The organism is Mesorhizobium sp. W016 (assembly GCF_054719485.1).
Genome location: NZ_JBTTIF010000002.1, coordinates 4,555,669 through 4,568,585 on the forward strand (window position 1 = coordinate 4,555,669; position 12,917 = coordinate 4,568,585).

Annotated in this window: 11 protein-coding genes; 1 reads left to right on the top strand and 10 read right to left on the bottom strand. The window is 62.7% G+C overall.

All coding sequences use genetic code 11. The features are described from left to right. Window positions 1–192: 192 nt before the first annotated feature. Window positions 193–1,527 (bottom strand): four-carbon acid sugar kinase family protein, encoded by a 1,335-nt coding sequence (locus tag ACYG9V_RS22635; RefSeq protein WP_352535316.1) that lies wholly within the window; start codon window positions 1,525–1,527, stop codon window positions 193–195. 4 nt (window positions 1,528–1,531) lie between these two features. After that, window positions 1,532–2,782 (bottom strand): 3-oxo-isoapionate-4-phosphate decarboxylase OiaX, encoded by a 1,251-nt coding sequence (gene oiaX, locus ACYG9V_RS22640; RefSeq protein WP_352763563.1) that lies wholly within the window; start codon window positions 2,780–2,782, stop codon window positions 1,532–1,534. Between the two features lie 188 nt (window positions 2,783–2,970). On the opposite strand from oiaX, the gene ACYG9V_RS22645 reads away from it, so the two are divergent. Beyond that, on the top strand, window positions 2,971–3,684 hold the full coding sequence (locus ACYG9V_RS22645; protein ID WP_352763561.1) for a transcriptional regulator NanR: 714 nt from the start codon (window positions 2,971–2,973) through the stop codon (window positions 3,682–3,684). 2 nt (window positions 3,685–3,686) lie between these two features. On the opposite strand, the gene apnL is transcribed toward ACYG9V_RS22645, so the two are convergent. The 8 genes from apnL to ACYG9V_RS22685 form a co-directional block, all read right to left on the bottom strand. Further along, the gene (gene apnL, locus ACYG9V_RS22650) at window positions 3,687–5,525 is read right to left on the bottom strand and encodes a D-apionate lactonase (RefSeq protein WP_352763559.1); all 1,839 of its coding nucleotides are present in this window, start codon (window positions 5,523–5,525) and stop codon (window positions 3,687–3,689) included. Then, window positions 5,522–6,556, bottom strand: a complete 1,035-nt coding sequence (locus tag ACYG9V_RS22655; RefSeq protein ID WP_023830589.1) for a Gfo/Idh/MocA family protein — start codon at window positions 6,554–6,556, stop codon at window positions 5,522–5,524. The genes apnL and ACYG9V_RS22655 overlap by 4 nt, the downstream gene beginning before the upstream one ends. Before the next feature lie 2 nt (window positions 6,557–6,558). Then, window positions 6,559–7,623: an ABC transporter permease gene (locus ACYG9V_RS22660; protein ID WP_023730743.1), complete on the bottom strand. Its 1,065-nt coding sequence runs from the start codon at window positions 7,621–7,623 to the stop codon at window positions 6,559–6,561. After that, a complete protein-coding gene (locus ACYG9V_RS22665) occupies window positions 7,620–9,167 on the bottom strand; it encodes a sugar ABC transporter ATP-binding protein (RefSeq protein ID WP_023825735.1) in 1,548 nt (515 codons plus the stop codon). The genes ACYG9V_RS22660 and ACYG9V_RS22665 overlap by 4 nt, the downstream gene beginning before the upstream one ends. Next, window positions 9,164–9,808, bottom strand: coding sequence for a DUF2291 family protein (locus ACYG9V_RS22670; RefSeq protein WP_352763555.1), 645 nt, complete (start codon window positions 9,806–9,808; stop codon window positions 9,164–9,166). The genes ACYG9V_RS22665 and ACYG9V_RS22670 overlap by 4 nt, the downstream gene beginning before the upstream one ends. Before the next feature lie 95 nt (window positions 9,809–9,903). Then, entirely contained in the window at window positions 9,904–10,845 is a 942-nt protein-coding gene (locus ACYG9V_RS22675; RefSeq protein WP_352763552.1) for a D-ribose ABC transporter substrate-binding protein, read from the bottom strand. A gap of 318 nt (window positions 10,846–11,163) precedes the next feature. Next, complete coding sequence (locus ACYG9V_RS22680) at window positions 11,164–11,991, bottom strand: phosphogluconate dehydrogenase C-terminal domain-containing protein (RefSeq protein ID WP_023706030.1); 828 nt, start codon at window positions 11,989–11,991, stop codon at window positions 11,164–11,166. Between the two features lie 417 nt (window positions 11,992–12,408). Further along, window positions 12,409–12,789, bottom strand: coding sequence for a hypothetical protein (locus ACYG9V_RS22685; RefSeq protein ID WP_023805419.1), 381 nt, complete (start codon window positions 12,787–12,789; stop codon window positions 12,409–12,411). Window positions 12,790–12,917 lie beyond the last annotated feature (128 nt).

Below are 12,917 nucleotides of genomic sequence, written 5' to 3' on the forward strand. Positions count from 1 at the left end.
GATTGCTACAGGGCGATCCTGCAGTCTGATGCAAGGGCGAAACACATGGCGACAACCCCGATTGAGCAAGGGGGACAAACGGCAAAAGCACCTCGCCGCAACAAAGAACTCATATCTTTATGTGAATTTAACGTCAACATACGCGACAAAAAGGCTTCGGATGGATCTCGCGGTTGCCGGAGCGACGCGTTGTCAGCTGCTAAGGCCGTCGCGGATGGCGCTGAAATAGCGGTCGGTTCCGACCTGCCCGCCCTTGAGCGCCACCTCCAGCCCATCGATCGCCTCAATACGCGAGTGAGCGACGCAAAGCGGCGAGCCCGGCGACGCCGGCAGCGGCATCCGCACCGTCAGCGCACCGACGCCCATCTGGCCGAGAGCGTGGCTCGACGTGTCGCCTCCGGCTATGACCACGCGCTGCAACTTCTGCTCGATCGTCAGCGCGCGAAGCAGTTCGCCGAGGCCGCGACCAAGCTTGTGGCGGGCGCCTTCCTGGCGGTCGATTTCGCCCCCCCTGTCGGCGTTGGGTCCAAGGGCCGTGTAGAGAACGACGCTGCGCCCGGCTTCCAGGCTGGTGCGACCGGCTGCCGCCGCGCGTGCAATCGCATCTCCGGAAGCTTCGGAGACCAGTTCGACGGGATCGACCTCGATGCCGTCGAAGCCGTCAGTCAAAGCGTGACGGATCTGTCGTTCGGTCGTCGGCGAACAACTGCCCGAGACGACCGCGATCCGGTCGGCGGCACCTGGCGGCGAAAATTCTGGTTCAGCTCTGACTGTCCCGTTCGACACCCATTCGGCCAGCAGCGCATATTCGATCCCCGACGAGCCGACGACGAACGAACCGCCCGGCTTGCGGGCGCGCCATATCTCCTTGCCGGCAAGCGCCTGCGTCTCGCGGCTGTCGACATCGACAAGTACGATGTCGGTGCCCTCTGCGAGCAAGCGGTCGAAGGCCTCCGAGCGCGCCACCGACTGCAACGTCGCGAGGTCGACCAGCCCCGATGTGAGCTCCGTCTGCCGCGACAGATGGATCAGCAGGTCGGATTCATCCATCGGCGTCGTCGGGTGGCGGCTCATCACCGGATGGCGGTCGATGCGGAAATACTTTTCACGATAGGCCGCGAACAAATGACCGAAGGCCGTGTAACGCTTGAGCTGCGGCGCCCCGACCAGCAGCGGCACGCTGTCCTGCGCGAAGACCGAGCGGCCGATCTCGATGGCGCGACCGATGCTGCCGATGGTCGGGCTGGAATCGAAGGTGGAGCACACCTTGTAGTGACAGATCGCGGCATTCAGCGTCTTCAGCCAAGCGAAGGCATCGCTCAGATGCGTGTTCATCCATTGCGGCGTCTCGCTGCGGCTGGTGCCGGCCAGGCCAATGGCGCGGCAATGGCTGAACTGCTCAACCATGGCCGCGTCCGGCTGGCGCATGAACAGCACGGTCGGCACGCCGCCGAGTTCGAGCGCTTCCATGACGTCGGTCGAACCGGTGAGGTCATCGCCATAATAGCTGAGAAGCAGATCTTGCATCGCTTCAGGCCGCTTTGCCGTCGCCGAACTTTTCGATCGACCGCGCCAGCTCCGGATGGCCCAAGGCGAAATCCGCCAGCGGAATGCCGTCGACCGCCGCCTGCCAGGCTTGCTGCACGGCACGCACCCCGGCGCCCGGTCCATCCGGATGGCTGACGATGCCGCCGCCGCACAGATAGAGCAGATCGACCGTCCGGCCGGTCCGTTCATAGGTCTCGGGCGCCTGCCCGCCCCATTGGCCGGAGCCCGCCACAGGCAAGGCGCAATCCTCAGGGGCAAAAATCGGCGTCGTCACCGCCTTGAAGGACTCGACGAAAGACGCGTCCGGCTCCCAGTATTTCGATTGGATGCCGTTGATCTGGAACTGGTCGACGCCGAGCAGCCGCCAGAACTGTTGCCAGACCTTGAAGTTCATACCGAGGCCGGGATGGCGGGTGAGGATGTCCCAGCCGTTGCGATGAGCGTGAAGCACCAGGCTGGAGCGTTTTCTCAAGAAGGCCAGGCCACCGAAACCGACGGAGTTGATGTTGACCACCGCGCAATTTCCGCCGGCCTTGGCCACCAGATCGTGATTGCGCATCATCTCGTCCGGGTCGGCATGCGAGATGCCGAAGGCATACATCACCTTCTTGCCGGTCCTCTGCTCGTGGTCGAGGATCAGCGGCATGATTGCCTTTACCCGCTCCGCCAGCGGCGAATAGGCTGGGCTCATCAGCTTCTCATCGTCCTTGATGAAATCGACACCGGCGGCGATCAGCTCGCTCACCATCGCGGCGGTCTCGGGGGGCCGCAGCCCCAGCGCCGGCTTGACGATGGTGCCGATGATCGGCCGATCCGTGACACCTGTCAGCCTGCGGCTGCCGGCGACGCCGAATTGCGGACCTGGATGCGCGCCGCGGAATTGCTCCGGCAGCTTCATGTCGACAACGCGAATGCCGGTTAGGCCCTTGATCGAATAGGCGCCGCCGATGGCAATGGTCATCAGAGCCGACAGGTCGTGGCCGATGGCATCGAATGGAAAGGCGATGTCGACATCCGCGCGCTTGAACGGCCCGTTACCGGCCTCGGGAATGGAGGGGCGAAGTGCGTCCGGCAGGTGCCGAATGGCCAGGACACGCGCGGCCACCCGGGCTTTCAGTTCCTCGGTCTCGCCGGGCAGCGCGACGAAGGTTCCAGTCGACTGGTCGCTGGCGATCTTGGCTGCCAGCCTCTCGATGCTGCCTGATGTCTCGATGCGGTAGGTGAGCGTGATCATGGTTCGTTGTCTGAGGCCGCAGGGGGTTCGAAAAGAGTTCCTTGATCGTCGAAACCTGGTATAATGAGTACATAAGCTTTGCAAGTGATATCCTGTCTGGCGGGGTACGGTCGAGCGGTCAGACAGGCGTTCCGAAAATCGCGGTGGCAATGCTAGATAGACACAGGTCAAGGGAGTGATTCGCGACGATGAACCGTTCGGAGCCGATCGTCCGGCGCAAACTTTCCGACGAAGTGTTTTTGCGGCTGAAGCGCCTGATCACCAGCGGAGAATTGACGCCGGGCGACGACATGCCGTCGGAGCGCGAGTTGATGGAGCGCTTCGAGGTCGGCCGTCCCGCGATCCGCGAGGCGATGCAGGCGCTGAGCAATATGGGCCTCGTCGCGATCTCGCATGGGGAACGCGCCAAGGTGCTGCAGCTGACCGCCAAGTCGATCATCAAGCAGGTCGATGGCGCAGCCAAGATCATCCTGTCGTCGTCGAAGGACACGTTGGAACACCTGAAAACGGCGCGCATCTTCTTCGAGCGCGGTATGGTCAGGGAAGCCGCCGAAAACGCCACTGCCGAGGACGTTGAGCAGCTGCGGGCCACAATTGCCGAACAGCGTGGCTTTCGCGGCGATTCCGAGGGTTTCATTTCAGCCGACATGAAGTTTCACACCCAGATCGCGGCCATTTCAGGCAACCCGATCTATATCGCCGTCAGCGAGGCGATGCTCGGTTGGCTGAAGGAATATCACACCGAAATGCTGATCTGGACCGGCAAGGAACAGTTCACGCTGACCGAGCATGAAGAGATCATCGGCCGCATCGAGAAGAAGGATGCCGACGGCGCCGAGAAGGCGATGATCAAGCACCTCGAGCGCTCGCGCGCGCTTTATGTGATGAACTCCGGCAACTGATTTCAGCTGATCCGCGTGATCGCGTAAGGGGTCATCACCAGTTGGCCTCGGCCAAGCGCTGAGATGTCGACCGTCACGTCGTCCGCCGTCAGGTTCGCCAGCCACGCCACGGTCTTGCCCGAAGCGGAGCGGCCGGCCAGCGCCAGCACCTTGGTCTCGTCGCTCGTTTTCGTCGCCACATACGTAAGGCCGGCCAGTTCGCAAAGCCCCTTGATGGCATCGAAGATCGGCCGAGGCGATCCTTCCGCGACGGGTTCGCCGGATGCTGCGAGCACGCCGAAGGGCCCGGCGAAGCCGGACAGCGTGAGCAGTTCCAGCCCGGCCGGCGCGACACGCGCGGCATAGCCGATCGTCCATGCGGCAGCGAACAGGCCGGCATGACGAGGGTCGCGATCGGCCATGGCGATGCGCTGTCCCCCGGGATTGCCCTTGGTCGCGCCGCCATAGGGGTTCTGGCGCATGGCGAGCGTCGACGGACCGATGCGGTAGGGCTTTGCCCCGAAGATCGCCCGCGTCGACGCGGTGATGAAGGGCAGCGCCTCCAGCGACTGCATGACGCTGAGATCGTCGGCAGCGTGCACGATCGGGCACGTGCAGTGGGTGACGAAATCGAGCAGGCCCCCCGGCACGCGCTTGCGGTTGAGCTCGGTGAAATAGCTGAACATGCCGCCACCAAGCCGGATATCGGGAAAGGCGCGCCGCGCCGCGTCATAGACGTCTTCGAGCGGCGGACAGTCCGGCCACGCACTGCCCGGCGGTGTCGACTGCCGGTCAACCGAAGGCGAGACGGCAATGGCCGAAAGCTTCAACCCGGCTTGACGCACAATGTCGGCAACGCCTGACAGCTCGGCATCGAGGTCGCCCGCGCAGGCAACGACGCATTCCAGCGTCGTCTGCACCGGATAGGCGGCGGTGAGCCTTGCATAAGACTGCAATGCTTCGAGACCGTGGCCGCGCGTCGGATCGTAGTGGAAGACAAGTTGCTGCGGGCCGAGCTCGGTCAATGTCGAAAGATTTGCGAGCGCTGCTTCGACCTCATCCGGGTAGATGATCACGCCGAGATCCGGCAGCCTCTGCCCGGTCTCGCCGAGTTCGACGCTGACCGGTTCGGCGGCAGATGCTGCGGCCGGCATTCCCCCCTCGCCGGTGATGCGAAGCCTGACCGTCTGGCTTACAGTTTGGCCGGCCGGCAGCACATAGGGCCAAGGCAGCGCCAGTGGCCGCACATAGGTCTTGTAGGACGCGTCCGACCAGTTACGCTGGTCCTCCATCTCGAAAGTGTCGCCCTCCATCCGGCATTCGGCAGTGATGCCCGGCCGGACCTCATGGGTGATCGCGCGCAAATCCTTGAAAGGTTGCCAGGGATCGATCAACAGCGGCAGTTTCGTCGCCACCACGCTGCCGTCGGTATGCTCGACCGTCACCGCACTGCCGGCGAGGCCGGCGATCGGATGCAGGATGCAGAAACCGCAACGGTTGGTCTCGAAATCGCTTTCAGGGACCGCGCAGACGTCGAACACCAGGTTACCGTTGGCGGAGCCCTTGATCGTAGCGCGAAAGTCTAGCCGGCTTCCGCCCGGCGCTAAGCAAGTTGCGGAGTAGCTGACGGAGAAGCTGTCGGCGTCCTGATCGACGGCAAGGTCCGTCAGCGCCGGTTCATAGGTGCCCCAGTCGCGGTCGCGCACGATGTAGGCGATGGCGCGCAGCACTTCGATGCCGCCGTAACGGATGGTGCGCAGGCTGCCGTTGACAAAGTCGGCGCTGAGCAAGCCCGCACTCAGCCTAACCGGCTCGACCTCGACCACGCGTGTGCCGTATAGGAGGAAGGCGTCGGCTGTCATGTCAGCAAGCCATCCAGGTGGACAGGTTCGTGGCTCGCGGCGCCCAGATAGGCCGCCTCGACCAGCGCGAATGTCTTGAGATTGTCGGCGCCCGAGGTCGCCGGCTCGGTTCCCTTTGCCAGGCAGTCGACCCAGTGCTGCTGGATGGCGACGACGCTCTCCTGGATGTTGTGCCATGGGCGCGATGCCCAGGCGAGTACGGGCGGCGAAACGTCGGTGATCTTCGTGCCGCTCCTGCCGGTGACGGTGAGCCGATATCCCTGCGCCAAGCGGATCGTGCCGTCGCTGCCGTCGATCTCGATCAGCGTTTCGGGAAACGGTTCGGTGGCGAGCTTCGTCGCGTAGCTACAGTCGACCACTGACGTCGCCCCGCTCTTGTGGTCCATCAGCATCGTCGCGACATCTTCGCCCGCGATGCCAGGGTTGATGCGCGCGGTTCGCGTCGTGATCGTCGACACGTTGCCCAGTAGAAAACGGGCGATGTCGAGACTGTGGATACCGAGGTCCTCGATGATGAAGCGCTTTCCCTTGGCGAGATAGGGCTGGCCGGAAAACACGTCATAGGCAGAGCGGAAGGAGATGCGCCCGAAGAACGGCGTGCCGATCTCGCCGCTGTCGAGCACGGCACGCACCGCCTGGATCGCCGACTGCCAGCGAAAATTCTCATGCACCATCAGCGGTACGCCGGCTTCCACGCAGGCCCTCACCATCGCCTTGGCGTCGGCAAGCGTCGGCGCGAACGGCTTTTGGCAAATCACCGGCACACGGTGCAGCGCCGCCATCTCGACCAGCGGACGATGGCTGGGAACGGTAGTGGCGATATCGACGAAGTCGAGGCTTTCGCTTGCAAACATCTCTGCCGCGTCGGTGTAGCGCTTCGCAATGCCGAACTGGTCGCCGATGATGCGCAGCCGCTCCGGGTCGCGGTCGCAAATGGCGACCATCGCGGCGCCTTCAATGTCGCGCCAGGCATGCATCTGGTTGATGGCAAAGAAGCCGCAGCCGATGAGCCCTCCCCGCAACTCCGCCATGCTCAGCCTGCCTTTGCCATCTGCATCAGCGTCACCCGGCTCTGCAGCCGGCGCTGCGCTTGGTCGACGACGACGGCGACGATGATGACAAGGCCCTTGATCACCATCTGCCAGAAGGAACTCACGCCCATCATCACCAACCCGTCCGAAAGAATGCCGATGACGAAGGCGCCGACAATGGTGCCGCCGATCGTGCCGCGCCCACCCGACATCGAGGTGCCGCCGAGCACTGCCGCCGCGATGGCGTTGAGCTCGAAACTTTCGCCCGTTGCCGGGTGCGAGGCCATCAGTTCGGACGAGATGATCAGGCCGACGATCGCCGCGCAGAAGCCGGAGAACATGTAGACGAACATTTTCACCATGTTGACACGAACGCCCGAAATTCGCGACGCCCGTTCATTGCCGCCGACGGCGAAGATGTGGCGGCCGAGCGGCGTGTATTTGGCGAGATATGCCGCAACCAGCGCAACAACGATCAGGATCCAGATCGCCACCGGCAGGCCGAGCAGCCGCCCGGCGCCGAGGAAACCAAACCCGGTGGTGCCAAGCTCCGGCTTGCCGACGAGGTTGGGGAAGGTGCGGCCGTCCGACGACAGCAACGCCAGGCCGCGCGCGACATAGAGCACGCCGAGTGTGGCGATGAACGGCGCGACGTTCAGCCTGGTGATCAGCAATCCGTTGACGGCGCCGATCAATATGCCAACCGCCAGCGTGATCAGCGCGATCTCGACGACGTTGAAATAGATGGTGTAGCCGAATTGCAGGTCGATGCCGTTGAGCACGAGATAGCCGGCGACCATGCCGCACAGGCCGACGATCGAGCCGACTGAGAGATCGATGCCGCCGGTGATGATGACGAAGGTCATGCCCATGGCGAGGAAGGCGTTCAGCGCCACATGTTTCGACATCAGGATCAGGTTGGCGGTCGACAGGAAATTCGGCGCCGCGATCGAGAAGAAGACCAAGACGGCGATCAGCGCGATGAAGGTCCTCGCCTTCATCAGCGTCAGCAGCAGCGAGCCGCTCGAGACGGAGGGGGCAGCCGCCTTGGCCGGGATGTCAGTCATGGGTTCTCCGTGTGCGGGGCCGGTCCGTGGCCAAGTGCCGAGGCGGCGACAAGGGCTGCCTCCGTCGCCTCGGCGCGATCGAACATGCCGGTCAGTTTTCCGTTGCTCATCACCGCGATGCGGTCGGACAGCGCCATCACCTCATCGAGATCCGAGGTGGCGAACAGAATACCGAGCCCATCGCGCGACAGTTTGCGCATGGTGCGGAAGACGTCGGCCTTGGCGCCGACATCGATGCCACGGCTCGGCTCGTCCATCAGCAGCACCTTCGGCCCGGTGAGCAGCGCCTTGCCGATCACCACCTTTTGCTGGTTGCCGCCCGACAGCGACGAGACCTCCTGCGCCGGGTCGGCGACTTTGATCGCCAGTTCCCGCACCATCTGCGTGACCGCCTGCTTCTCCTGGCCGCCACTGATGTGGAACAGGCGGACAAAGCGCGACAGGCTGGCCAGTGTCAGATTGCTGGCGACGGAGAGGATCGACACCAGCCCTTCGCGTTGGCGGTCTTCGGGGATCAGCGCCAGCCCGCGCCGGATGCGCCGCGTCGTGTCCCGCTCCTTGACCTTCTTGCCGGCGATGAAGATCGCGCCGGTCGCCTGGCCATGGCGGCCCATGATGCAGTCGAACAGTTCGCTGCGCCCGGCGCCCATCAGGCCATAGATGCCGAGGATCTCGCCGGCGCGCAGCGACAGGGAGACGTGATCGACTGCCAGCCCGCCGGTCGCGCGCGGCAGGCAGATGTCCTCGGCGCGGAATATTTCTTCGCCGGGTACATGGCCGTCGGCCTTGGCGAAATCCTTGGCGTCGGAGCCGATCATCTGCCGCACGATCCACCGCGTGTCGACGTTTTTCATCTCTTCCTGGCCGGTGATCTGTCCATCGCGCAGCACCGTGATGTAGTCGCCAATGCGGATCAGCTCTTCCAGCCGGTGCGAGATGTAGACGATCGCCACGCCGCGCGCCTTGAGGTCGGCGATCACCTTGAACAGGATCTCGACTTCCGCCGCACTCAGCGCCGAGGTCGGCTCGTCCATGATCAGGATGCGTGCATCGAGCGAAACCGCCTTGGCGATCTCGACCAGCTGCTGCTGGCCGATGCGCAGATCCTCGACCAGCATGTCGGGCCTTATCCCGGCCTGCAGGCGTTCGAGAAATTGGGCCGCACGGCGCTCCTGCTCCTTGCGGTCGATCTTGCGAAACCGGTTGGTGATCTCGCGCGTGGCGAAGATGTTCTCGGCGACGGTCATATTGCCAAACAGGTTCAGCTCTTGGAACACCATGCCGATGCCGCGGTTCACCGCGTCGCCCGATGACGAGAAGGAGACCTCCTCCCCTTCCAGGAGGATCCGGCCGAGCGTCGGCTGTTCGACGCCGGCGATAATCTTCATCAGCGTCGATTTGCCGGCGCCGTTTTCGCCGACCAGCACATTGACGGCGCCCTTGCGCACCTCGAAATTCGCGCGCTTGACCGCGACGGTGCCGGAATAGACCTTGGAGACGTCCTCCAGCTTCAAGACGACATCGTGAGCAACCGCAGCGCTCATGGCTTCGGCCCGATTTCTGCCTCCGCCGGCGTCACCAGCGGCAGGTCCTGGCCGTTTTCGAGCGTATAGGCGCCGAGGACCTTGGCGGTCCGGCCTTCCAGCGCGTCACGTGGCAGTTTGGCAAGCACGGCCTTGACGGCATAGGCGTTGAACGCCTTGCCGAACTGGGCGAAGTCGATCTGGTTGGTAAAATCGTTGAACTGGATGAAATCGAGACTGTCGCGCAGCGCGGTTCCGCGCATCGCCGGTCCGATCTGTACCCGCGCATCGGCCTTGCCGTCGCCGTCGACATCGATATCCATGGTCGCTGCCCGCGACTGCGTGTTGGCGGCGATGATCTTGCCCTCGACGCGAACCACGAAGGTCCATGGCGAATTCGCCTGCTTCTTCGGATTGCCATATTTGGCGCCGGCGGAAGCAGGATCGGTTTTCGCCAGAGCGTGGACTTCGGCAAACGGCCCGGCTTTCTGCTGGAGGTAAGGCACGACCTTCGCCGCCCATATCTCCTCGACCATCTTGTCCGGATTGAAGGCGGCGGCGCTGCCGCTGTCCCCCGAGGGCGTCGGCAGGATCTTGCAGGCGGTCAGGCTGATGCCGACTGCAACGACAAGGATCGGCCAGTTCGGCTTGTTGTTCAGCATGATGGTTTGTTGTTCAGCATGGTGGTCGGCACCCACGGAAAATGGCGACGAGGGACGACCCTTGGGTCGCCCCTCGCTATTCATGTCACGCCGGCTCAGTTGGTCAGCGCAAACGTTTCCAGCTTGGCAGCATTGTCACCATTGACCAGGACGCAGTCCATCAGCTGCTTTTCCTTGGCCGGCGACTTCTTGTTCTTGATGAAGTCGTTGGCCTGCTCGACCGCCATCTGCGCCTGCGCATAGGCCGGCTGCAGGACGGTTGCCTTGATGCCGCCCGCGGTGATGGAGTCGCGCACGTCGTTGGATCCGTCGAAACCGACGACGATGACTTCCTTGCGGTTCGCCGCAACCAGCGCCGCATACGCGCCCATCGCCATCGTGTCATTGCCGGAGATGACGCCCTTGATATCCGGGTTGGCCTGCAGGATCGATTCCATCTTGGAATAGGCTTCCGTCTGGCTCCAGTTTGCCGATTGCTGGGCGACCATCTTCAGATCCGGATAATCGTCGATGACGTCATGATAGCCCTTCGAGCGAATGCCGGCATTGGTGTCGGATTCCTTGCCGACCAGTTCGACGAAATTGCCCTTCTCGCCCATCAGCTTGACGAACTCCTGCGCGCCGAGCTGGGCGCCCTGGTAGTTGTTGGAGACGATCTGCGCCACGGCGACGCCGGTGGCATTGATCTCGCGATCGATCAGGAACGACGGAACACCGGCGTCCTTGGCCTTCTGCACGGCAGCGACGGTGGCGTCGGCGCCGGCATTGTCGAGGATGATCGCCTTGGCGCCGCGACCGATCGCCGTGTCGATCAATTCGGACTGCTTGTTGGCGTCGTCATCATGGACGAGCACAAGCGCTTCGTAGCCGAGTTCCTTGGCCTTGGCTTCGGCGCCGACGGCTTCCGCCTTGAAGAACGGATTGTCGTGCGAGGGCGTGATGATGGCAATGAGGTCGGCCGCATAGGCGGGCGCCGCCGTGCCAAGCGCCAGCACGCCGGCAAAAGCCGCAAGTGTCATTCTGCGTGTGAGTTTCATGATGTCCTCCCGTTTGAAAAATTGCCTTGATCAATCAAGGCCTCTGCACTCGAATTCGTCGCGCAACGCGGGCCGCCGATCGGTTCAGGCTGAATGCCGGTGCCGGCTTCCCAAACGATCGCTGCTCCCCCGCCGTCCCTCCACTCGCCCAGGCTTACTTCTCGCGAATCCCTGCCCAAGCCATCAAGAGCTAAGCCAACTGGTATGATGAGTCAATCACTAATTGAGGTGACATGTGCCCACTGAGCGAAAGCATCTGGGCATGGCGGGTGTGTCGAGCCATCGAGGCGCTCCGGCAAGCGCCCGACTCGCTCTGTCTCAAGTAATGCGCCGAATGCTGGCGGCGATCTCTTCGGGCTCGAACACCCGCTTCCAGTCGTCGCGCATCAGCACCGGCTTGCCGAATTCGATCGCCTTGTTGCAAGCATCCGAGAATACGCCCTTGGTCTCGCCGAAAATCACGGCGCCGAGCACGTTCATGTGGCCGAGCAGGAAGTCGAGCGCCGCCTGTTGGTCGACGCCTCGCGCGACGACCTCGTCGACGGCTTCCTTCATGACGACAAGCAGTGACGCGCACACCGTCTCCGATAGACCGGGCTCCAGCAGCGCCATCTGTTCGACAGTGACACGGTGCGAGCGCATGACCGGCGCCCAGATGATTTTCGCGACCGCCTCGCCCTTGGCGTAATCCGCTTCCGGTCCCTGCATCAGCGCGCTGACCATATGCTGCTTGGCCTTGACGCCGCCAAAATAGTCCTTCTTGGCCGCCATGTCGGTCTCGTCGTTGAAGATCGGCGGATGACAGGGATGAGTGACGAAATAGGTCAGGTCCGGCCGGTTGGGCAGATGGCCGGCGAAGGGTGCAGCCGCGTCGAGCACTATCACCATCGTGCCAGGCGCCAGTTTGCTCTCGATATCAGCCGCCACCTTGCCGATATGCGTGTCGGGAACGGCCAGGATGACGATGTCCGCCCCGTCCAGCGCCGCATCGGCACTGACCGCGTCAAAGCCCAGTCCGGTCTTCAGCCGCTCGCGGCCGGCCTCGCTCACCTCGACATGGCGTACCGTGTAGAGCGATCCGCGAAAATTGGTCGACAGGCGGTAACCCATTTTGCCGCCGGCACCGAGCAGCGCAATCGTCGTCATGTAATCCCTACTCCCGATTCAAACGACGGCCGCGCCGATCGTCATGTTATTAACTGGTATGATCACCTTACCACGAATTGAGGAGTTGAACAGGGCTTTGATGAGCGGCTATGCAGTCGCCTTTTGGCTTCCGTCCGCACGATTTCCGCGGTGGCGGCCGAGAATTCAACCAAGCCAGAGCGCCGTTGCCTTTCCAGACGTTCGATGCCCGCGTTAGAAGCCTCCAGGTCCATTTTTGCGGGGGCTCGGTCGCGAGGTGACGGTGGGGGGCCACCAGCAAGGCGAAGCGCGTCCGCGGGGTCCGGTCGCGTTTTCGGGCCGTGAGTTCTCGCGGCGATTTGGCGAAGGGCTATAGAGAGCGCTTTGCCGGGGTTCCGGCGAGCCAAATCACTTCTAGGCGATCATGCCGACAATTATTTACCGGTAGCTTCCCGGGTCCTTGGCTTTCTCCGCCCGACAGCTGTCCGTGCGTTGCGCCGCCGTGCGGAAAGCGCCTTCATAAAACCTGATGGCTCTCTTGAATTTGGGGGGATTGGGCATCAGGTGTTTATCTTGCACATCGTACAAGATATATATCGCCGTTATTTTGGATTTTCCGTCTGGAGTCAGCTGCAGCGCCGGGCATCGCGTCGTAACGGCGATGACGTTAGCTGACCATGTTACGACCAATTTCAACTGGGCGTCGGACAGCCCGGCCAGATAGTTGATGTTTTTTTGATAGGCAGGGTCGATGTGTTGTCGATTATCTTTTGCAGACGCAGCGGAAGACAGGACACCTACCACGCCGAGTATAATCAATATGCATTTCAAAAGCTGCCTCCCCCAATGTTATGGCCATCTCGACCACGGCATTGTCCGTCCCCACAAAGCAGGTTGAAACAAGTCAATTCGAAAAGCAATTGGGGTTCGCGACCTTATACGGATCA

Excerpts from the sequence above, each read along its gene's own strand:
- ACYG9V_RS22635 (WP_352535316.1), bottom strand. The coding sequence starts at position 1,527 with ATGCAAGATCTGCTTCTCAGCTATTATGGCGATGACCTCACCGGTTCG.
- ACYG9V_RS22675 (WP_352763552.1), bottom strand. The coding sequence starts at position 10,845 with ATGAAACTCACACGCAGAATGACACTTGCGGCTTTTGCCGGCGTGCTG.
- ACYG9V_RS22660 (WP_023730743.1), bottom strand. The coding sequence starts at position 7,623 with ATGACTGACATCCCGGCCAAGGCGGCTGCCCCCTCCGTCTCGAGCGGC.
- apnL (WP_352763559.1), bottom strand. The coding sequence starts at position 5,525 with ATGACAGCCGACGCCTTCCTCCTATACGGCACACGCGTGGTCGAGGTC.
- oiaX (WP_352763563.1), bottom strand. The coding sequence starts at position 2,782 with ATGATCACGCTCACCTACCGCATCGAGACATCAGGCAGCATCGAGAGG.
- ACYG9V_RS22645 (WP_352763561.1), top strand. The coding sequence starts at position 2,971 with ATGAACCGTTCGGAGCCGATCGTCCGGCGCAAACTTTCCGACGAAGTG.
- ACYG9V_RS22665 (WP_023825735.1), bottom strand. The coding sequence starts at position 9,167 with ATGAGCGCTGCGGTTGCTCACGATGTCGTCTTGAAGCTGGAGGACGTC.
- ACYG9V_RS22670 (WP_352763555.1), bottom strand. The coding sequence starts at position 9,808 with ATGCTGAACAACAAGCCGAACTGGCCGATCCTTGTCGTTGCAGTCGGC.
- ACYG9V_RS22655 (WP_023830589.1), bottom strand. The coding sequence starts at position 6,556 with ATGGCGGAGTTGCGGGGAGGGCTCATCGGCTGCGGCTTCTTTGCCATC.
- ACYG9V_RS22680 (WP_023706030.1), bottom strand. The coding sequence starts at position 11,991 with ATGACGACGATTGCGCTGCTCGGTGCCGGCGGCAAAATGGGTTACCGC.